The 19,621-nt window shown below is 58.5% G+C and carries 20 protein-coding genes; 6 read left to right on the plus strand and 14 right to left on the minus strand.

The genetic code is table 11. From position 1 onward, the window contains the following. The first annotated feature begins 210 nt into the window (after positions 1-210). Complete coding sequence (locus OR1_RS05015; RefSeq protein WP_041970394.1) at positions 211-1,164, plus strand: HD-GYP domain-containing protein; 954 nt, start codon at positions 211-213, stop codon at positions 1,162-1,164. A gap of 39 nt (positions 1,165-1,203) precedes the next feature. Then, positions 1,204-2,271 (plus strand): methyltransferase, encoded by a 1,068-nt coding sequence (locus OR1_RS05020; protein WP_041970396.1) that lies wholly within the window; start codon positions 1,204-1,206, stop codon positions 2,269-2,271. Between the two features lie 5 nt (positions 2,272-2,276). On the opposite strand, the gene gspN is transcribed toward OR1_RS05020, so the two are convergent. From gspN to gspC, 13 genes are all read right to left on the minus strand, one after another. After that, entirely contained in the window at positions 2,277-3,122 is an 846-nt protein-coding gene (gspN, locus tag OR1_RS05025) for a type II secretion system protein GspN (RefSeq protein ID WP_041970397.1), read from the minus strand. After that, entirely contained in the window at positions 3,119-3,661 is a 543-nt protein-coding gene (locus OR1_RS05030) for a hypothetical protein (protein ID WP_041970399.1), read from the minus strand. Before OR1_RS05030 ends, gspN begins: the two co-directional genes overlap by 4 nt. Then, positions 3,661-4,932: a type II secretion system protein GspL gene (gspL, locus tag OR1_RS05035; RefSeq protein WP_041970400.1), complete on the minus strand. Its 1,272-nt coding sequence runs from the start codon at positions 4,930-4,932 to the stop codon at positions 3,661-3,663. Before gspL ends, OR1_RS05030 begins: the two co-directional genes overlap by 1 nt. Next, positions 4,932-5,867 (minus strand): type II secretion system minor pseudopilin GspK, encoded by a 936-nt coding sequence (gspK, locus tag OR1_RS05040; RefSeq protein ID WP_041970401.1) that lies wholly within the window; start codon positions 5,865-5,867, stop codon positions 4,932-4,934. The genes gspL and gspK overlap by 1 nt, the downstream gene beginning before the upstream one ends. Then, on the minus strand, positions 5,864-6,517 hold the full coding sequence (locus tag OR1_RS05045; RefSeq protein ID WP_041970403.1) for a type II secretion system protein GspJ: 654 nt from the start codon (positions 6,515-6,517) through the stop codon (positions 5,864-5,866). The genes gspK and OR1_RS05045 overlap by 4 nt, the downstream gene beginning before the upstream one ends. Further along, positions 6,517-6,855 carry a type II secretion system minor pseudopilin GspI gene (gene gspI / locus OR1_RS05050; RefSeq protein WP_041970404.1) on the minus strand — a complete coding sequence of 113 codons (339 nt, stop codon included), beginning with the start codon at positions 6,853-6,855 and terminating at the stop codon, positions 6,517-6,519. Before gspI ends, OR1_RS05045 begins: the two co-directional genes overlap by 1 nt. Beyond that, positions 6,852-7,358: a prepilin-type N-terminal cleavage/methylation domain-containing protein gene (locus OR1_RS05055; protein WP_041970405.1), complete on the minus strand. Its 507-nt coding sequence runs from the start codon at positions 7,356-7,358 to the stop codon at positions 6,852-6,854. The genes gspI and OR1_RS05055 overlap by 4 nt, the downstream gene beginning before the upstream one ends. Before the next feature lie 142 nt (positions 7,359-7,500). Further along, positions 7,501-7,944, minus strand: a complete 444-nt coding sequence (gene gspG, locus OR1_RS05060; RefSeq protein WP_041970406.1) for a type II secretion system major pseudopilin GspG — start codon at positions 7,942-7,944, stop codon at positions 7,501-7,503. 50 nt (positions 7,945-7,994) lie between these two features. Next, positions 7,995-8,201 (minus strand): type II secretion system F family protein, encoded by a 207-nt coding sequence (locus OR1_RS22695; protein WP_370543328.1) that lies wholly within the window; start codon positions 8,199-8,201, stop codon positions 7,995-7,997. Continuing rightward, positions 8,134-9,207 (minus strand): type II secretion system F family protein, encoded by a 1,074-nt coding sequence (locus OR1_RS05065; RefSeq protein ID WP_237754226.1) that lies wholly within the window; start codon positions 9,205-9,207, stop codon positions 8,134-8,136. The genes OR1_RS22695 and OR1_RS05065 overlap by 68 nt, the downstream gene beginning before the upstream one ends. Next, positions 9,188-10,747: a type II secretion system ATPase GspE gene (gene gspE / locus OR1_RS05070; protein ID WP_041970408.1), complete on the minus strand. Its 1,560-nt coding sequence runs from the start codon at positions 10,745-10,747 to the stop codon at positions 9,188-9,190. The genes OR1_RS05065 and gspE overlap by 20 nt, the downstream gene beginning before the upstream one ends. Further along, positions 10,744-12,633: a type II secretion system secretin GspD gene (gene gspD / locus OR1_RS05075; protein WP_041970409.1), complete on the minus strand. Its 1,890-nt coding sequence runs from the start codon at positions 12,631-12,633 to the stop codon at positions 10,744-10,746. Before gspD ends, gspE begins: the two co-directional genes overlap by 4 nt. Positions 12,634-12,644: 11 nt before the next feature. Continuing rightward, positions 12,645-13,532, minus strand: a complete 888-nt coding sequence (gspC, locus tag OR1_RS05080) for a type II secretion system protein GspC (RefSeq protein ID WP_041970410.1) — start codon at positions 13,530-13,532, stop codon at positions 12,645-12,647. 160 nt (positions 13,533-13,692) lie between these two features. On the opposite strand from gspC, the gene mqnB reads away from it, so the two are divergent. The 4 genes from mqnB to OR1_RS05100 all read left to right on the plus strand — a co-directional run bounded on the left by mqnB (position 13,693) and on the right by OR1_RS05100 (position 17,644). Further along, a complete protein-coding gene (gene mqnB / locus OR1_RS05085; RefSeq protein WP_041970412.1) occupies positions 13,693-14,412 on the plus strand; it encodes a futalosine hydrolase in 720 nt (239 codons plus the stop codon). 4 nt (positions 14,413-14,416) lie between these two features. Continuing rightward, positions 14,417-15,292, plus strand: coding sequence for a 1,4-dihydroxy-6-naphthoate synthase (locus tag OR1_RS05090; protein WP_041970413.1), 876 nt, complete (start codon positions 14,417-14,419; stop codon positions 15,290-15,292). Between the two features lie 34 nt (positions 15,293-15,326). After that, a complete protein-coding gene (locus tag OR1_RS05095; protein ID WP_152609811.1) occupies positions 15,327-16,940 on the plus strand; it encodes a PAS domain S-box protein in 1,614 nt (537 codons plus the stop codon). Positions 16,941-17,191: 251 nt separating this feature from the next. Beyond that, positions 17,192-17,644 (plus strand): septal ring lytic transglycosylase RlpA family protein, encoded by a 453-nt coding sequence (locus tag OR1_RS05100; protein WP_041970414.1) that lies wholly within the window; start codon positions 17,192-17,194, stop codon positions 17,642-17,644. 163 nt (positions 17,645-17,807) lie between these two features. Here OR1_RS05100 and OR1_RS05105 read toward each other — a convergent pair. Continuing rightward, positions 17,808-19,621, minus strand: a 1,814-nt coding sequence (locus OR1_RS05105; RefSeq protein WP_041970415.1) for a tetratricopeptide repeat protein, incomplete at its 5' end; no start/stop codon positions are given.

The raw sequence follows: 19,621 nt of genomic DNA on the forward strand, positions 1-19,621 counted from the left end.
ATCTACCGTAGATGACGGAATTTGCCAGCTAAGGAAAGTTTAATTTACCATTGCCTGCCAAAAGAACAGCACTGTGTCACCTTTCAGGAGGCCCCTTCTTTCTTTTATTCATTTCAGATTGCCGCCATCAAGCGAATCAGCTTGCCAAACAATAGCACGCTGATAAGATTGGCATTGTCACGCAGACATGTCCCGCACCGGAGGTTGATAGTGAGTCTTGCCCTTTATGCACCGATATCGATCGCATGCGTTATACCCGGCATCTTCCCGCAGGTTGCCTTGTATACGGAATCGCGTGGCAATTATGTCTTGTACAAGGACGAGACACGCCCTTTTACCGATGAGGACAGCGACCGGCTGCTTAACAACAATATCTCCACCATGTATGTCAGAACCGGGGACTTTGATGTGGTTTCCCGCTTCGCGGAGGAGAACCTGTCTCAGATTCTCCAGAGAGAGGATGTGGATCATGAGTCGAAATGTGATGCCCTCTGTCAAACCAGTTCGTCATATCTGAACGATATCTTCTCGGACCCGGAAAAATCGCAGGATGCGGCGCGCTGCCAAAAGCTGACAGGACATCTGGCCAAACACATCTCGGAAAATAAGAGCATCGCAAGCCTGTTCGAGAAAATGAGCATCTCCTCCCCTTTTGCCGTCAAACACTCGATGCAGGTCGCAGCCATATCGATGCTGGCATGGTCGAAGCTCTTTCCGGAACAGTATGATTTGCTGGTGGATGTCGGTGTCGCCAGCATGCTGCACGATATCGGCATGTGCCTTATAATGCCCAATCTGTCGGAGGAGAAAGACTACTGGACCACACCCTCAGTCGATGAAATCAAGCGTCACCCAATTGAGGGCTATGTTTTTTTGAGGAAACACGGCCAGTACAGCGATCTAGTGCTGGATGCGGTGCGCCATCACCATGAGAGATATTTTGGCGGCGGATACCCTGGCGGGCTGAAAGGGGACGAAATCAGGATCACCACCCAGGTGGTAGGCTTGGCGGATATGTACTGTACGCTTGTTGTCGACCGGCCAACCCGCAAAGCGTCCACTCCGGAAGAGGCATTGGCGATTATTAACGATGAGACCCATAAATGTTTCTCCACCCTTCTGTTTACCGCATTCAAATCGATAATCATGGAACAGCTGGGGTAGTTCCGCGGCACAATTATTTCCCGAGATTTAACACCAGCCATGAAAATTCTCCCTTCCGACAACTCGTACCGTACCTTCTGTGAGCTGACCAGCGGTTACCGGATGTTCTGCGTCGTGGCTGAGGCAGTTCGCTTGGGGATCATCGACCGGTTGGAAGAAGGAAGCGCTACATCCTTGGAACTGCTGGCCGCGACTAACTTGCAGCCTGAGGAGGGAGAGCGTTTTATCGCCCTGCTGGTGAGTACCGGGCTTCTGGAACAGTGCGACGGACTGCTGCACCTTTCGCTGTTCAGCCGGACCTTTCTCAGCCGGTCGAGCGCCACCAGCCAGCGTCAGGTGCTGGTGTTCGAGCCGCTGTTGATGGAAAACTGGCACAGGCTTGGGACTGTTCTTCATGAGGGGCAGGGGGCGCTGATCCGGGAGCATCCGCCGGATGAATGCCGGGAGCGGCTGCAGCTCTTTCAGCAGGCCATGACCGAGGCTGCCGTGGTTCGTTCCCGTGAGTTGTGGGATGCAGTAACCCGGCTCCCGGAAAGCGGCACCATCATCGATATCGGCGCCGGGGAAGGCACCTATCTGCGCGAGTTCCTAGGCCGCAACCCGCTGTGGCAGGGGATCGCCTGTGACCTCGCCGACGTCTGCAGCCGCGCTGCATCCGGTTGTATCCCGGATAACCTGAGCTATTATCCCTGCAACATCATCGACCTGGAGGAGCTGTCCGCGTTTGTCTCCGGGTATCGGGCCAAAGCCGATATCCTCCTGTTCTCCAATATCTGCCACTGTTACAGCGCTGCCGAAAATGCGGCTCTCCTGGAGCAGGCCACTGCGTTGCTGGCGGATGACGGGTTGCTGATTGTTCACGACTTCTATCGGGACGCCAACAGTTTCGGCGCGCTGTACGACCTACACATGCTGGTCAATACCTGGAACGGCCGCAGTTACAGCATTGACGAAATCAAGGACATGCTGCAGAAGGCCGGGCTCAGACATAACACGGTCTTCGAACTCCCCTCTTTTTCTCTGGCACTGGTCGCCAGTCGCCGCACCCCTTATCAGGCGGCGTCATTAGCGTTGAAAACTTCCTCGACCATCGATAACGGATTGTAAATAAACTATTGAAGCAGCGGTGAGCCGAGGGTGCCGCGGATCGGCAGCAGGTAATTCCCGGGGGATACGGTGTATTTTGCGAGCAGGAGGAAGATGAACTTCTGACTTTCCAGGAACGCGGGTTTGGGCATCAGTTCCAGTTTCAGGTCGATGGGGGTGTCGGCGAGGGAGCCGCTTGCCGGCATGCTGCCGCTCAAACGGACATAGAGCCCTTCTCCCTGGAGGGTAACGCTTTCGAGCAGAGTCTTGCCACCGCTGATCCGGAGCATCCCCTGCAGGGTCCGGTATGACGCATCCGGGAGCGGAGTCCCGCTAATGCTCACCCCCTTCAGGTCGAGATTGCTGGCTTCAAGCTGCAAAGAGCCCTTGGCGTTCTGTCCTTTACCCTGCAGATCCCCCTTTATCCGCAGCTCCCCCTTGGCCTGCGCGCCGGCAACAGTACGGAAAAACGGGATATCTTCCAGCCGGATGTTTCGACAGGAGAAGTCGGTGCGCCTTTTCCGGGTCAGTTCCGTCTCCATCTCGATGGTCCCCTTGCCGATTGTCCCGGTGCAGGAAAAGACCATCCGTGCTCCGAACAGCGGCAGCAGCCGGAGCCGCAGGGTGAACCGGTCGAAGGTGAGGACCTCGCCGGACTGGCTTGCCAGCGACACCCCCTTGGCGCTGACCCCGAGCGGAAACGCCTTGCCGAAGGAGGTTGCAGAGAGCTTCAGCCCGTGCGGAGCCATGACGCGGTTCGCCAGCCGCTGCAGTTCGGTGCTGGGCACGAACATGACGGTCAGGTACAGAAAGAGCACAAGGCCGGCGCCGGTTGCCGCAACGATCTTGAGCCAGCAGGGGAGTCGCCTCATTTCTGCGCCGGACCCTTCCTTAGGGCGACCGTCAAGGCGAGATCAAGCCGCGCCGGGTCGTCGAACCTGGTCTTGATCAGCGCCCTTCTCACCGCGACCGGCTTGCCGCCGTATTCAAGCCGGTAAAGAAGGTTGACCGCCTCGTTCGGCGTTAGCGCATCGATCCTGATCTCCGCAATCTCTTCCTGAACCCCGGCCCGCTCCTCTGATTTCAAAGGTTTGACCTGGAGGGCCTTCCCTTTGATACCGATATCTTCGACCAGTTTGGCGGGCGAATCGTCGGGACGCAGGGACGCCTGAAGGTTGGCGGACCGCTGGGCAGCCGAGGCCGCTTCCCGATACCGCTGCCTGAGGACGATCAGGTCAGCGATATCCGCCTCCTTGGCGCTTCTCTGCCGCTCCATCTTAGTGATTTGATCCCTGGCAAACGAATAGAGCAGGGCAATTGCCAGGAGGATGGCCAGGCCGATTCCGATGCGGAGCCGGGTCCGGGGATCGAGTTCGTTGAAGCGGGCAACGAGATGCTTGATAACGTTCATCAGTTCCCCTCCTTCACGCTGCCGCGGAATACGAACGACACCGAACCGTCGCTCTTCGATTTGATTTCCGATATCTCCGCTGTCGCAAGCACTTTGGCGGCGCGGCTCTTGAAGTCGTTGCCCGATTTCGCGTCCCCCTTGAGACGGATGTTCGCCCCTTCGATCTCAGTCTCATAGAACCCGGAAACATCGTCTCCTTTGAGTTCTGCGAGTTTCCTGAGGATGGGGAGCACCCGCTGGGAAGATCCGGTTCCGGACAGGCGCTTGATCTCTGAGCGCACCTCGCCGACGGCATCCCGCGGCTTTTGCCTGGCGGGGAAAATCTCGCGGTATATGGCGCCTATGGAGGCGTCAAGCGAAGCGATGTCACGGCGTACCAGGAAATACCTCAATCCGGTTTCGCTAAAGATCAGCAGCAGCAGAACCGCTGCCAGGATGGCGGTTAGGCGAAGCCGGCGAAGATTTTTTTCCTGGCCGGCGGTATAGGCCAGGGAGCCGCTCCGGAAATTCACGACCGTTCCCTCGACGCATGCCTTTGCCACTGCATAAGCCCCGGCAATGTCGCCGGCGGCCGCAGTATCATTGCCAAAGGCATCCATGATCTCGGCTGCCGGAATATCGCCCGGCTTCGATGCCGCTCCGATCCGGACGATAGCGGCGACGGTTTCGTTACGCGACAGCTCAAAGGCCGAGATTGTTCGGGCAAATTCCCGTTCTCCGTGCCCGGCAGGAAGAGCCCTGACCAGTTGGGGGCCGGCAGTAGTCCCGATCATAAGGGCATTGCCGTCGGTGACCGCTGAAGGAGCTTCGGTGCCGGCCGGGAGGAGATAGTTCCAGTGGAGCGCCGAGCAAGTCACAATCTCCGGCTCGATCCCGGCAACGGCCAGTTCCTCGATCAGCGAGGCAACGCCGCTTGTGCGGCACCAGGCGGCCAGCAGCGAATCCCCTCCCAGCGGCAGGCCGTCGAAGGCCATCTCTTCTGACTGGACCGCCATCTCCCCGGCAAGTTCCAGCGGCAGGATCTCTCTGAGATTCCGGCGGTCCGTGATCGGGAGCGAGAGCAGGCGGGAGTGGACCAGTGCCGGAGGTATGGAAAGGATTACCTTTTCTCCCCCGTCAGAATGATCGAGCCCGCTGAGCAGTTCCCGGTAGCCTCCGGACTCCGAAAGTGTCCGCCGGACCCCCTGGAGAAAAGCGAGGGATTTGCGCTTTGCCGAGAACCGGGCTGCGACAACATCTGCCCCGGTAAGATGAATAATAAGATAAGTCATTAATATTCCCGCCAGTAGAGAAATTGAGGTGTTACACCGACAAGCCTGACTACCGCCTCGATCGTACGGCTGACATCCTGGACTCGCCCTTCGGAGCGGATCCGGTACACGTAACCTTTGACGCTGATGTTGGTCAGCAGCCCGGTGGCAATGGCCTCGAACCCTGATACCTTAGCCAGGTCAGCAGGATTCTTGAACGGGGTAGAGGAGCGGTATTCCAGCACGCGACCGGCCAGATCCGCGGTTATTTGCTCGCTCAGGGCCGCAATGACCTCTTTGGAGGCAGTGTTGATGTTGATCGGCGCTGCCGGAGCGCTGGGGTTCTCCGGATAGACCGTTATGTATGGTCTGAGCGCCTCCAGGGGCTTTCCGGCAAAACCTTTCACCAGCGCCAGTTCTTCAACCGTGTCCAGAGGCCTGTTCTTTACGGCGTACGGTGTTGGTAGCGCGCCGTAATATGGGCTTTCCGCCCCGCCCGGATGCGGGTAGTCATTCAGGTCGATCCAGTCGGCCAGGGAATCGATCAGGTCCCCGCTACCATCGATCTTGAGGGAACGGATGAGGCGTTCTGCCACCCCGGCCATGAATCGTCCCTCCAGCTCTCCGTTGGGCGGGGCCACGTAATTGATATTCACCTTGCCGCTTTCATCCTCGATGACAAGCCGCAATTCCCCCCGCTCATCGGAAAGTTTCTGCGGTGTCGCCCACGGGTCGCTAAGCGAGCTGTATTGCTGATTGCGGAGGGTCAGCTGGAGCAGCGTCACTCCGCCGGTGATCCCGGATTCCGCCAACAGGCTCGCCTGTTGACCGGCCACAAAGGAGTGCCGGGACGATGTGTCCATAAAGATCTCGGCAGTGAACTCCGCAGTCAGCGCCACCAGCAGCGCAGTGACCAGCAGGGTAATGACGAGGGCGAACCCCTTTTCACCCCTCATGGCGCAGCCATACGCAGCGATGCTATGGTCGAATAATCTACGGTCCGGGAACCTTCCCGCACCCGGAGCGTCACGCGGACCGCGGTGGGTAGCTTGCCGTTAATGGCGGTATCCCAGCTCTTGACCCATTTGGACCCGTCGGTGGAACATTCCACCAGGAACCCTTCGATCTTTTCGATCTGCGGGTACGGCACCGGTTTCGAGCTTTTGTACAGGTCCAGAGCGGAACGGTTCAGAGAGAGCTCCTCACCTTTGGCCACAGTGGTGTATTCTACGGCGAGCTGATCCGAAACCGGCACCCCTCCGGCGATCGGCGCTGCGATGGTTGCAAAGACCAGCCGCGAGGCCGGTTTGCCGAACTGGTCGCGATCCTCGACGACGAAGGGTGTCGCCGGGTCGCCGGCCCGGTACCAGCTTGCGGATAGCTCCCGTCTCAGGAGATCGAGGGTCTCGCGGATCTCGCGGCGCTGGTCCATTCCCGCAATAGTGGTCTCTTTACCCCGTAACAGCGTGAAGTAACTCCCATAGAGCGCCGCAGCGATCACTGCCAGCAGGGCCAGGGCAATCAGCACTTCGAGCAGGGTGAAACCGCCGCTGGTCCTGTCCGGTTCGTGACAGCTCTGGCGATGGATCTTGCGCAGCGCCGTCATTAGACCTTTCCCCGGTAGTGCGTCAGTTTGAGACTGTTCTTGCGCTTATTCCAGAAAACGGTCAGGTTCAGGCTCTCCACTTCGGGCCAGGGGGATGGCTCGGTGGCCAACTCCCATTCGATCTCGGGCCAGGCCGGGGCAAAGGTTCCCTGACCGGCCTTTTCGTTGCGCAACCGGCTCTCGTCGATCTTGCTCCTTGCCAGGAGCATGGCGACGGTCTCTTCTCGATCACGGTTGGCAATGTCCAGGTGGTAGCCGAACGAGGAGATGACGGTCACGAGCACTCCGGCAATTATTGCCAGGGCCACCATGACCTCAAGAAGAGAGAACCCCCTCAAGGAGTGACCTCCCGGTACCCTTCCTCCACCGTGACCCGGCCGCCGTACGGAAAGGCGATGACGGTCATCTGCTTTCCCCCGGACTCTTTAAGATGGATGGTCGTAATTTCGGCAACGCCGGCCGCGCCGATATCGACAGCCACCTCACCGCTGTTGACTTTCCCGAGCCTGGGAACTTCGACATCGGTGACAGTGACCCGGTCGGCGAGTATCTGCTTGTTCAGGAACGGGTCTTTCGGACTGGTCTCGGTGCCGCCGGGAGGGAGGGTGGTTATGGTGATCTTACCCTCGCCCGGGAAAAAGCGGAGGCGGTGCGCGATCCGGTTGACCGTTACCTGGTCTCTGACATAGCGAATGGTTGAAGCCAGTGTGCGGGCGGATTTCTTAAGCGCCGCGCCGCTGGTGTCGGGCAGTCTTGGCAGCACCAGGAGTACGGTCATGGCGATGATTACCAGCACAACTGCCATCTCGATCAGGGTGAAGCCGCCTTGACCGTGCTTCATGACAAAAGGCAACCGTATGGTTCAGGAATGAACCTTTTGCCGGAGATCGAGGCAATCGATCCACTCCGTGGCAGCGAACCGGAAACTGCGCCGCACCAGGGATGATAAAGTGTTACGCAGATATCGTGCAAAAGGGACATTCCTACTGGAGGTTCCAGTTGCAGATGTCGCTGTTCTTCCCTTCGCCCCCTTTGACACCGTCGCCGCCAAAGGAACAGATATCGTAGTCGCCGTGCTCACCGGGGGAGAGGTAGACATATTCGTTCCCCCATGGATCCTTGGGCACCTTTTTGCTCTCCAGGTATCCCCCTTCCTTGTAGTTCTTGGGGACAACGCCGGTGGTCGGGAGGGCAACAAGGGCGTTGAGTCCCTGCTCAGTAGAGGGGTAGGAGCCGGTATCCATCTTGTAGAGCTTGAGCGCGGTTTCCATGTTCTTGATCTGGACCTTGGTATCGGTGATCTTGGCGTCATCGGTTCTGCCGATAAGCTTGGGGCCAACCAGTGCTGCCAAGAGCGCCAGGATAACGATGACCACCATTATTTCGATCAGGGTGAAGCCGCGATTGTTAAGGCTGCGATTCCGCATATGATGATCCTCCTGTTTCGGTTCCGTTACTGAATTCATGGCGAAGATATCTACTTTATGAGCTGGTTGAGCTGGAATATCGGCAGCAACACCGCCACAACGACGGTGCCGACCGCGAGCCCCATCCCAAGTACGAGCAGCGGCTCCAGCAGGGCCATGCCGCGGGTGACCGAGGTCTCGAACTCCTTTTCAAAGGCGCTGCCGGCCCGGTTCAGCATCTGCTCCAGCTCGCCCCCGCGCTCGCCGACGGCGATCATGTGGATCAGGAGCGGGGGGAACAGCGGGCTTTGCGCCAGAGAAGAAGAAAGGCGACCCCCCCTCGATGATATCAGCCTTGACCTTGTCCAACGCCTCGCGGAAAGCGCGGTTGGCTACCACTTCGCCGGCGATCTCCAGGGCCCTGATGACCGGGACGCCGCTGGAAAGCAACAGGGACAGCACCCGGCCGAATCTGGCCAGGGCCAGCTTGCGGAGCAGGGAACCGACCAGCGGCAGTTTCAGCCAGAAATGATCGAGCCATCTCCTGAAACCGGGTTTCCCCCGCATCCGGTCGAATCCGATTGCCGCGGCACAGGCGGCAATGACCAGGGTCCACCACCATTTCTGCATGAAATGGCTTACCACGAGCAGAATGATTGTGATCAGCGGCAGGGTGGCCCGGTTTTGTTCAAAGACCATGACTATTTTCGGCACGACAAAGGCGAGCAGGAAGAGCATCACCCCGCTTCCCACTACGGTCATGAGCATCGGGTAGGCAAGGGCAGTCGCCACCCGGCTTCTGATCGTGGCTTGATCCTCAAGGAAGTCGGCCAGCCGGTCCAGGACCTTTTCCAGTGCGCCGCTCGCCTCGCCTGCCGCAACCATGGCGATATAGCTGTCGCTGAACACATGGGATTCGGCTCCCAGCGCCTTTGCCAGACCGCTCCCTTCCTTGATCCGCTCTTTCAAGCGGCCGAAGATGTCGCGCAGCGGCCCTGGCCGCTCCTGTTCGTGGAGCGCCGCAATTGCCTCGTAAACAGGAACCGATGAGGCCAGGAGTGTGGCCAGTCTGCGGGTCGCCAGCGCCAGTTCCGGCTGGGGCACCCCTTTGCGGGCCCGCCAGCGGGAGCTGCCGGCAGGGATATCTTCCACCGGGACGATCTCTTTGGCGAACAGCCCCTCGTTTTTCAGACGGAGGCGCGCCTCGCGGGGGGTGTCGGCCTCAATGGTCCCGGCCTTGGCGGCACCTCCGGCCTTATATGCATTATACCGGTAGATCGGCATAATCGTCCTGGGTTACCCTGAGCAGCTCCTCGATGGTGGTGATGCCGCTGGCAACCTTTGCCAGGCCGTCTTCCCGCAAGGTGGCCATCCCTTGCGCCGCGGCATACTCCTTGATGAGCCCGGCCGGTTTCCGCTGCATGATCATGCTGCAAATCTCGCTGTCGATCAGCAGCATCTCGTAAATGCCCACCCTCCCTATGGTGCCGAGGTTGTAGCATTTGTCGCACCCCTTACCCCGGAATATCCGGGGGGGGAGGGTCAGGCCGGGATACTCGCGGTCAGGGGTGTACTCCTCGCGGCAGTGCGGGCAGATGACCCTCACCAGCCGCTGGGCAATTACTGCGGATAGGGTTGAGGCCACCATGAAAGGCTCGATCCCCATGTCGACCAGCCGGGTCACGGCGGTGGCGGCATCGTTAGTGTGGAGGGTAGAGAGGACCAGGTGGCCGGTAAGGCTTGCCTGCATGGCGATTTCGGCGGTTTCGGCATCCCTGATCTCGCCGACCATGATGATGTCCGGGTCCTGGCGCAGCACCGATCTGAGCCCATTGGCAAAGGTGAGGTCGATCTTGGCGTTGACCTGGATCTGTCCGACCCCTTTCAGCTGGTACTCAACCGGGTCTTCGATGGTGATGATATTCTTGTCCGGGGAGTTGAGCCGGGTGAGGGCCGCATACAGTGTGGTCGTTTTACCGCTGCCGGTCGGCCCGGTCACGAGGATGATGCCGTTGGATCTTGCCAGCAGCCGTTCCATGAGCGAGACCTGCTTTTCACCAAGCCCGATATGGCTGAGGGAGATTACCCCTTTCTGCTTGTCCAGCAGCCGGAGCACGACCCGTTCACCGAAAAAGGTGGGGACAATCGAGACCCTGATGTCCACATCCCTGCCGGCCACGATCACTCGGAGGCGGCCGTCCTGCGGGAGCCGTTTCTCGGCGATGTTCAGGGACGACATGATCTTGACCCTGGAAATCAGCGCTTCCTGCACGACCTTGGGGGGCGTCAGCATCCGGTAGAGAACGCCGTCGATCCGGAACCGGACCTCCAGTTCCCGCTCGAACGGCTCGATATGGATATCGCTGGCGCGCTCCTTGACTGCCTGAAAGAGGATGGAGTTGAGCAGCCTGATTACCGGGGCTTCGTCGGTGAGGTCAAGGAGGTCTTTCGGGTGCGACAGCTCCGTCGCAATGGTCGAAAGCTCTTCCCCTTCGAGTTCCTCGACAACTTCCTGGGCCGAGCCCGCCATTCTCGAATAGAGCCGGTTTACTGCATCCAGGACCTCTTTGGCCGGGACCACAACCCCTTGAGCCGAGGCAGCATACAGGTCGCCCAGCTCGTCCAGTGCCGGAAGATCGGTCGGGTCACCCATTGCCACCAGCAGCGCCCCGTCATCCAGCCGTAGCGGCAGCACCTGCCTGCTCCGGGCAAAGGTCAGCGGCAGCTTGTTCAGCAGTGCGGTATCGACCTGGCCGTCGTCGATCTCGGCCTGAAAAGGGAGGTCCAGGCGGGCTGCCAGCGATGCGGGGTCAAGATTGGTCATGGCTTGATTTTCAACTCTTCCCGGACGTTGACCGAGGTGTCCTTGCTGAGGGCATCGCCGAAACTGTTTCTCTGCGCCTGCGTGGTTGCGGCGAGGTCGGCGGCATCCCTGACGATATGCGGGGTGAGCATGATCATCAGGTTGGTTTTCTGCCGCGTCTTGGTCTTGGTCTTGAACAGCCACCCCAGTCCGGGGATATCCCCCAGGAGCGGAATCTTGGTGACGACCTCGTTTTCCGAATCCTGGATCAGGCCGCCGATGACGATCGTTTCCTTGTCCTTGACAATGATGCTGGTCTTGGCCGAACGCTTGGTGGTGACCAGGTCGATCGCCTGGCCCTTGCTGTCCTTTACCGCCGAGATCTCCTGGTTGATATCCATCCGGATATAGTCACCTTCGCTGATCTGGGGCTTGATCTTCAGGTTGATGCCGATGTCCTTGCGTTCGACCGATGTCGTCTGAAATCCGGTCGTAACAGTGGATGAACCCTGAAACGGCACATTTTCGCCGACATTGATCTCGGCCTCTTTATTGTCCGTGGTCAGGATATTGGGGGTGGAGAGAATATTCACCAGGCCGTTTTTGTCCAGTGCCTTGAGTACCGCGGTCACATTGGCCGGCCGCGCCTCGAAGTTGCTCAGCAGAGCCTGCAGGTTTGGTACTGCCGTTGTACTGCTCGCGCTCCCGAGAACCGAAGCCAACGTGCCGAGCGGGTCGTAGATGCCTGCCACGGCCAGATACTTGTCCAGGGCTGCCCCGCCGATGACCCCGCTCTGCATCCCCAATTCTCTGGACTTGTCCAGCGAAACCTCGGCAATGAAAACCTGCACGAACACCTGCTTGCTGCGGCGGTCCAGCTTTTTAATCACCTGAACCAGGTTGTTGTAGTCGTTGGGAGACGCCATGATCACCAGGGAGTTGGATGCCTTGTCCGGGGTGATGGTGATCTTGCCGCTTTCAAACGGTGATACCTGGGGGGTCGCGGCGCCGGGCTGGGTAGTTGCCTGTACGCTGATCCCCTTGACCACGCCGTCAAGGACCTTGGCCATCTCGGTGGCGTCGGTGTTTTCCAGGTAGTAGACGTTGGCCTTGCTGCTCGCTTCAGGGGGGGCGATGTCGATCACCTTGACCAGGCGTTTGACGTCCTCCTTGAGGGTGTCGCTGCCAAACACCACCAGGGCGTTCAGCCGTGTGTCCGCCAGGACCATGTTGCCGGTTTGGCCTGCCGGCTTGGCGCCGCCTTTGTCCTTGCTGCCGATCCAGTCCTTGACAACATTGGCAACGCTTTCGGCAGAAGCATTCTTGAGGAAGATGAGTTCCGCGCCTTCGCGTTGCTGCTCGGCATCGATCTTGTCAACGAGGCCGACGATCTTCTGGATATTGAGCGCCGAATCGACCACCAGCAGGAGGTTGCCGGGACCGAAGGCCGAGATGTAGCCGTCCTTGGAGACCACCGGCTGCAGAAACGGCACAGCCTCGGCAGCAGTGATATTCTCCAGGGAAATGACCCGGGCCACATAGGAGTCGTTGACCGGCAGCCGGTCCCCTTCTTCGAGAACCTTCATCCCTGATTGCTTCGCGGATGAGATCGGGACGATCTTGTTGACCTTGCCTGAAGGGACGACGGTAAACCCTTTCAGCTCAAGCACCGAAGTGAAGACGTTGAAAGCCTCATCATTGGAGAGTTTCGTCGGGGAGTAGACCGAGATCTTCCCCTTGACCCGCTCATCCATGATGAAGTTGCGGCCGGTCAGGTCGCTGATGAACTTGACCATGGTCGAGATGTCGACGTCGTTGAAGTTGAGGATGACCCCCTTGGCATAGGCCTGCACCGGGAGGGAGATCAGGATGAGAATTATGATGAGATGGCTGAGTCGTTTATGCAAGGCAACCCCCGCTACCGAATGTCGTAATTGAATGTTGATGGCTGGCCGTCGCGGATCATGTCCAGCTTGATTCTGCTCTGCCCCTTCAGGGACGCAAACGACTGAATCGCCTTTTCCGGTGAGTCGATCGGGAAGTCATTGATCCTCAGGAGGACGTCGCCGTTCCGGATCCCGATGGTGGCGAAAATCCCGGTCGGCTTAACTTCGGAGACCCTGAAACCTTCTACCTTCCCGTCCTTGGCGCTTGGAAGCAGCCTGGCATCGGTCATTGCCTGGCCGATGTTGTCCAAAGCGGCGTTCAGTGCGCGTTGATCGATGACATAGCTGCCGCTCCCCACCTGGACCGCCAGGTTGCCCTGCAGGGGGGGCGAGGAGCCGCCCGGACCGGTAGGCACAGTTCCCGGAGCGGTCGGCGAGAGGATCTTGATGCGGTTGCCGTTGACGAGGACCTCGGCATACTCCTTCCGGACCGATACCAGTTCTCCGGCATCGAATACCCGGTCGCCAAGCCGGAAAACCCGCTCTTCCTTGGTCCCGGTCTTCTGGATCAAAGCGAAAGTTTCCCGGAACGATCCGAGGACGCTACCGAGCAGCATCAAATCTCCCTGCGCGAGGACCGGCGCACTCTGGTTCTGATTCGTTGCGGCAGCAGTTACGGGGGCGAGCTTCCCCCGGGAGGCGGGCCCGAAAAGCCCCTGTTCGAGGATCGGAGCGAAAGATGAGAGTTCTTCGTTTTGCTGGCTGGCGGAAGTTTGCTGGGGGGCTTTCCGGAGCAGTCCGGACGATGGCGGTGTGATTCCGGCGATGCGGCGCGCGACCAGGTCGGCAGAAATCATGGCCAGAGCCATTATGATCAGAAGCGCCAGGCAGCTGTTGACCGGCGTTATCCATTTCTCCATAGGAAAACCTTGTGCATGGCTGATAAAACTGCTGAATGATAGTTGAAGCGGTCTGGTTATGCAAGGGAAAAGAGGCCGGAAGCCTGGATCAGAACGGAGTTGCCGGAGGTGGGGCGGTATGATATGATTTGCCAACAAAATCTGCGGTCCAGGGGCAACATTGCAGCCAGTTCTGATAATATCAGCCGTTGAGCAGGAGGTTTCCTATCTTGTCCGCAGCCTGCGGTGCGAACGGGTCAGGGACCGGGGTTTTCCCGTGGCCTATGTCAGCCCGACCGACCAGCGGCCTGTTGTTATCGCGGCCGCCGGCATCGGCAAGGTGAATGCCGCGAGCGTTGCCTCGGCGCTGATTTTTCAATGGCAGCCGGAACTGGTCATAAATATCGGCTGTGCCGGGGCCTACCCGGAAGGCGGACTCAAGGTGGGGGATCTGGCCCTTGCCGTCAGCGAAATCTTCGGCGATGACGGAGTAATCACTCCGGAAGGATGGCAGGGGCTGGAATTCATCGGCATTCCCGTGCACGAAATCAAGGGTGAGCGGTACTTCAACGAAATTCCGCTGTCGTTTGCCGCCGCGGAAAAGGCGGGACAGCTGGCCTCGGCCCTTGACATTACTCTGAGGCGGGGGCGGTTCCTGACGGTTTCCGCCTGCAGCGGTACTGTGCTCCGGGGGCGCGAACTCTACGACCGCTTTGCGCCGGTATGCGAGAACATGGAAGGTGCGGCGGTTGCGCTGGTTGCCATGCAGTACGGGGTCGACTGTCTCGAAGTGAGAGGGATAAGCAACATGGTGGAAGACCGCGATCTGTCCCGATGGGATATCCCGCTTGCCGTAGAGCAGGCGCAACGCTTTATCCTCAAGTATCTTGAAAGCTACTGATCCGATGACAATTGCCTCTACCTCCAAAGTATCCGGGGCTGACGCTTCGACTCCGACACTGTCTCTGGGGTTTTCCACCTGCCCGAACGATACATTCATCTTTCATGCCCTGGTAAAAGGGCTGATTTCAACGCCGTTTCGCTTCGTCGAGAGACTGGAGGACGTTGAGACCCTCAATAGGCTGGTGTTGGCCGGCTCCCTGGACCTGAGCAAGGTTTCCTATCATCTTTTCGGCCATGTCCGCGACAGTTACTGCCTGCTTCGCTCCGGCGGGGCGCTCGGCAGGGGGTGCGGCCCGCTGCTAGTGGCAGCCGGAAATATGCAATTATCGGGTCTCAGGAACCTCCCGATTGCCGTGCCCGGCGAGTTTACGACCGCCTGTCTGCTGCTCCGGCTGTTCGATGCCGGGTTCAGCAGGCTGAAATTCCTCCCTTTTCACGAGATCATGCCCAAGGTGGCTTCCGGAGAGTTTGCTGCCGGCGTGATCATCCACGAATCGAGATTCACCTATCAGGAATCCGGGTTGGTGAAGCTGCTGGATCTGGGCGAGTGGTGGGAGGAGACGACCGGTTTTCCCATTCCGCTCGGCGGGATAGTCGCCCGGCGCTCCCTGGGTAGAGAGGTGATCTCCCAGCTTGACAGTGCCGTGGCTGCCAGTGTGACCCATGCCTTGGCAAATCCCGGCGTAGCGAAGGAGTATATCCGCAGCCATGCCCAGGAGATGAGCGACGAGGTGTGCGCCGCCCATATCGGTGTGTATGTGAATGATTTTTCCGTTGATATCGGCGTTGACGGGCAGCGGGCGGTCGAGTGCCTGATGGCGCGCGCCGAAGCTGCAGGCGTGATACCGCGGGCCGGTAAGGGGATTTTTACGGATTAAATGTTTGTTTGATCCGGAAGGGGGCCATGTGGCCATGGAAAGCGAATTGCCGATAAAAGTGCTGCTTGTCGAAGATGACGAGGATGATTACGTCATGACCAGGGAGTTGCTGGCCTCAAGCCGTTGGGGGAAATTCGAGCTGAATTGGGTCTCCTCATACGGGGCAGGTCTTGAGGCGATGCTCTCTAACCGGCATGATATCTATCTTCTTGATTACAATCTGCGGGGGCGGAATGGGCTCGACCTGATCCGTGAAGCGCGCAGATCGGGGTGCACCGGTCCCATGGTGGTGTTTACCGGGATCGATAACCGGGAAATAGATATTGAGGCCATGCAGGCGGGCGCGGTTGATTTCCTCGTCAAGAGTGAGTTGACCCGCGGCAACCTGGAGCGTTCCATCCGCTATGCCTTGCAGAGGAGCCAGGCCGAGGAGTCGCTCCGAAAGATCGCATCAGGTCTGGCCAAGGCTCAGATGATTGCCCATATCGGGAACTGGGAGTGGAACGTCCGGTCCAACGAGATGACCTGGTCGGACGAGATCTACCGGATCTTCGGCCTTTATCCGCAGGCTTTCGAGGCTTCCTACGAGGCATTTCTCCGGATCGTGCACCCGGACGACCGGGCCCTGGTAAACCGCAAGGTGAATGAATCGCTATATGACCGGCAGGGGTACAGCTTTGAGCACCGATTGATCATCCCGTCCGGGGGGGAGCGGATCGTTCACCAGCAGGGCGAAGTAACTTACGACGATTCCGGCGCGCCGCTGCGGATGATGGGGACGGTTCAGGACATTACCGACCGCCGCCATTCCGAGGATGCCCTTCGCCTCATGGAAGAGAAGTACTCCAAGGCCTTTCATTCGAGCCCGGACTGGGGGGTGATGACGAGGGTTGCGGATGGCAGATATGTAGAGGTCAACGATGCCTTTTTGCAGATCACCGGTTATGACCGTGACGAGGTTATCGGCCGCACCGCCATCGAGCTCGGAATCTGGGTGGACCCGCGTGAGCGGGTCAAGATGCTGAAACTGCTGGATGAGAAGGGGAAGGTCCGCAATCTCGACGTGGCGTTCCGCATCAAGTCCGGCGACGTCAGGTTCATGGTCTGGTCGGCCGAGGTGATCGAGTTCAACGGGGAAGCGTATCTGATTGCCGTGGCCAGGGACGTCACCGAGCAGCGGAAGCTGGAAAGGGACCTCATTGAGAGCAAGGCCAAACTGCAGAGTAAGCATGAGGAGTTGTCGCGCATCTTCGATCAGGTTGAAACAGTGAAGAAAGAGTGGGAGATGACCATGGATCATGTCGGCGACATGGTCATCCTTGCGGACCGGAACGGCAAGATCAAGCGGTGCAACCGCGCTCTGCAGCAGTTCGTTGGGCTTCCGTATACCGAGATCCTCGGTTCGGACTGGGTGGAGCTTTTGCACCAGTATGACCTAATAACCGGCATGATCTACCTGCAGAGTATCGAACTGTACCATGAACCGACCGGCCGCTGGTTCGTTCTAAACCCTTACCCCTTCGATGACCCGGAGTTGCCCGATCTCTCCGGCACGGTCATTACCATTCACGACGCCACCGAGTTGAAACAGATCTCTGCCCAGCTTGAACAGGCGGTCCGGGAGTTGGAGGCAAAGGAACAGAGGTAATGCCCGGAAGGGCAGACTGCGCTGCCCGGGCCTCGACGGTAGCGATTGGCTTATCGCCAAATTGCGTCCTGTTCGATGCCGCTTGCTGTTATGACTTGCCAGCCCCGGTTCTCGGGGCTTGTTCCCCATCGCACATGGTTTACTGAAAAAAATAGCAGCAATGCCGGCATGTTATGACGCAAAGGGACGGTTTTTCTTGACCCCCTCCCGGCCGCGTGATATAAGACAGCCTCGCCCAAAAGGAGGTGCGCATGGCGCCAGTGAACCTGCGGGGCAGTCTTGTTGCCGCGCTCATTGCCGGCCAGCTGTTCCTGCCGCTCCACACACTTCCTGTGCAGGCCGAACCTGTAGAAGTAGCCAATGGTCAAGCGCAGAGTGCCGAACAGGCACAACCGTCAAGCAGTGGAGTAGAAGGTTACGCTACTTACTATGCAAAGCGGTACAACGGCAGACGGACGACATCAGGGGTGCGCTACCGCCCCGAAAAACTGACAGCAGCTCATTCAACGCTTCCATTCGGGACAAAGGTACGGGTGGTCAACCCTGCCAACGGTAAAGAGGTGGTAGTTACCGTGAATGATCGCTGCAAATCTCGAAAGAAACCGCATATTGACCTTTCGAGGAGCGCTGCCGGTAAGATCGGCATCCTCGGCAAGGGGCTCGTCAAGGTTCAGATTATCCAGCTTGAAGAAGAGGCCGGGTAGCGAGCAAAACAAAAAATTACAGGGCGAAAAAGGAAAGGCCGGGGAGCAATCCCCGGCCTTTTCGCATCTTCTTTACACGGCTTCGCCTATAAATACAGAGGATCTAACCCCCCTGCTCACTCTGTTCGCTTCCCCCCCTTATCTAAGGGGGTATTGAGGGGGGTTATTGCTGCTTCTTGGCCTTCTTCTGCGTCTTTGACTTTGATTTACCCTTGGATTTTTTGCTGCTCTTCGCCTTTTTGCCCTTCTTGGCTTTCTTCCCCTTCTTGTACTTTTTCGGTTCCGTGGAAAGTTCGTCCCTGATGTTGCTCAACAGGACGGTCGGTTCCTCCAGGGCGGGATCGGCCATTTTTGCCGCTTCCAACGCCTCTTTTGCTTCCTTGATATTGCCGGTCTTCATATGGGCACGCCCCAGGGCGTTGAGCGCTTTGGCATGATCAGCTTTGATCACCAGTGCAGCCTTGTAGGAGGCGATCGCGTCTTCGTAGTTTTTCTTGAATTCATACACCAGCCCCAGTTTGTAATGACTGTTGGCGTCATTGGGGGCCATCTCGACGTTTTCCTTGAGCAAACTGATCAGTTCGTCATAATTCTTGTTCTTGACATAGATCGCTGTCAGGGCATTGCGGGCCTCGGTGTCGTCTTTCTTGAGCTTGATGAGTTCCTTGAGCTGCTTTTCGGACTCATCCGCCATGTTGTGCTTCCGGTAAAGCTGCGCCAGCTCACGGTGCGCGTCAATATTCTCGGGTTGCAGCCTTATTGCTTCAGAGTAGGCGGCGATCGCATCCTTCGGATCCTTGGCGCTGCTCAGGATTCGGGCGAGGCGGAGGTAGATCTGCGTATCGTCGGTTCGTAACTTCAGCAGTTCCCGATACTGCTCCACGGCCTGATTCGCACTGCCTCGATTGGCATAGATCTCGGCCAGCCGGTAACGGGATTCGGCATGGTCCGGCGACAGCTTGGCCGCCTTGCGGTACTCGACCACGGCCTCGTCGACCAGCCCCTTTTTTTCGTAGATCTGCCCGATATTGAAATATAGAGGGGCAGAGCCGCCCTTCAAGCGGATTACCTCCCGGAATGCCGCAATGGCCTCGTCGGTCCGTTCGCTCGCTGCCAGGGCTTCGCCAAGCTTCTGGTGGGATTCGGGCCAGTCGGGATTCAGTTTGATAGCTGCCTGGTATTCGGCCAGGGCCTTTTCAAATCTCCGTTCCGCCATAAAGGCGTCACCCTTTTTAATGTAATCAAGATAAAGGTCAGGGGAGGGCTTGGGGGTAATTCCGGCGAGCAGATACTCGAAGTCAGCAGATTTTTTGTCGCCGAGCCGCTCGTAAAGCTCGCCCAGCCGCTTGTGGATATCCTTGTTCTTCGGGTTGGCGGCAGAAGCCTTTTTGAGCTCTTCCAGCGCCTTATCCGATCTGTTGCGGGCAATCTCTATTTCGGCAAGACCCAGCCGGGCCGATTCTGCCGCCGGGGCAGTGAACAGTGCTCTCTTGTACTCGGTCTCGGCGTTTTCGAGCTGTCCCTGGCGGGCGTAAACCTTTGCCAGGTCGATGTGGATCTGATAATCGCCCGGGGCTGACTTGAGCGCCTCGGCAAAATGATATTGGGCCAGCGAGTAGATCTTGCGTTCGCTGAAGATCCTGCCCAGCCCTTTTTGATACTGCGGCAACGGGTTGGTCTTCACCGCCTGGGTCAGCTCAACGGCTGCTTCGTCCAGCATCCCCTTGTCGAGATAAAGCAGGCCCAGGTTGCCGCTCGCAGGGGCGAATGACGAGTCAATCCTGAGCGCTTCACGATATTCATTGATTGCTGCGTCCCGATTGCCGGCGGTTTCGAGCCTCCGCCCCTTGACATAGTGGCTGGCCGCACCATCGGGGCAGGCCTGCATGGCCCTGCTTTCGGCAGCGGCCTTTTCGGTGTCGCCGGCAGCCGCCGCTTCTTCTATGATTTCACGGGCTTCGGTGCATTGGTCCTTGG

The sequence above is a fragment of the Geobacter sp. OR-1 genome (assembly GCF_000813145.1).
Taxonomy (GTDB): domain Bacteria; phylum Desulfobacterota; class Desulfuromonadia; order Geobacterales; family DSM-12255; genus Geoanaerobacter.

Coding starts and splice junctions, on each gene's coding strand:
- OR1_RS05065 (WP_237754226.1), bottom strand. CDS start 9,207: ATGCCGATCTACCGGTATAATGCATATAAGGCCGGAGGTGCCGCCAAG.
- gspE (WP_041970408.1), bottom strand. CDS start 10,747: ATGACCAATCTTGACCCCGCATCGCTGGCAGCCCGCCTGGACCTCCCT.
- gspC (WP_041970410.1), bottom strand. CDS start 13,532: ATGGAGAAATGGATAACGCCGGTCAACAGCTGCCTGGCGCTTCTGATC.
- OR1_RS05095 (WP_152609811.1), top strand. CDS start 15,327: ATGGAAAGCGAATTGCCGATAAAAGTGCTGCTTGTCGAAGATGACGAG.
- OR1_RS05045 (WP_041970403.1), bottom strand. CDS start 6,517: ATGACGGCGCTGCGCAAGATCCATCGCCAGAGCTGTCACGAACCGGAC.
- OR1_RS05100 (WP_041970414.1), top strand. CDS start 17,192: ATGGCGCCAGTGAACCTGCGGGGCAGTCTTGTTGCCGCGCTCATTGCC.
- OR1_RS05020 (WP_041970396.1), top strand. CDS start 1,204: ATGAAAATTCTCCCTTCCGACAACTCGTACCGTACCTTCTGTGAGCTG.
- gspK (WP_041970401.1), bottom strand. CDS start 5,867: ATGAGGGGTGAAAAGGGGTTCGCCCTCGTCATTACCCTGCTGGTCACT.
- gspN (WP_041970397.1), bottom strand. CDS start 3,122: ATGAGGCGACTCCCCTGCTGGCTCAAGATCGTTGCGGCAACCGGCGCC.
- OR1_RS05090 (WP_041970413.1), top strand. CDS start 14,417: ATGACAATTGCCTCTACCTCCAAAGTATCCGGGGCTGACGCTTCGACT.
- gspG (WP_041970406.1), bottom strand. CDS start 7,944: ATGCGGAATCGCAGCCTTAACAATCGCGGCTTCACCCTGATCGAAATA.
- gspL (WP_041970400.1), bottom strand. CDS start 4,932: ATGACTTATCTTATTATTCATCTTACCGGGGCAGATGTTGTCGCAGCC.
- OR1_RS22695 (WP_370543328.1), bottom strand. CDS start 8,201: ATGATCGCCGTCGGCGAGCGCGGGGGCGAGCTGGAGCAGATGCTGAAC.
- OR1_RS05030 (WP_041970399.1), bottom strand. CDS start 3,661: ATGAACGTTATCAAGCATCTCGTTGCCCGCTTCAACGAACTCGATCCC.
- OR1_RS05055 (WP_041970405.1), bottom strand. CDS start 7,358: ATGAAGCACGGTCAAGGCGGCTTCACCCTGATCGAGATGGCAGTTGTG.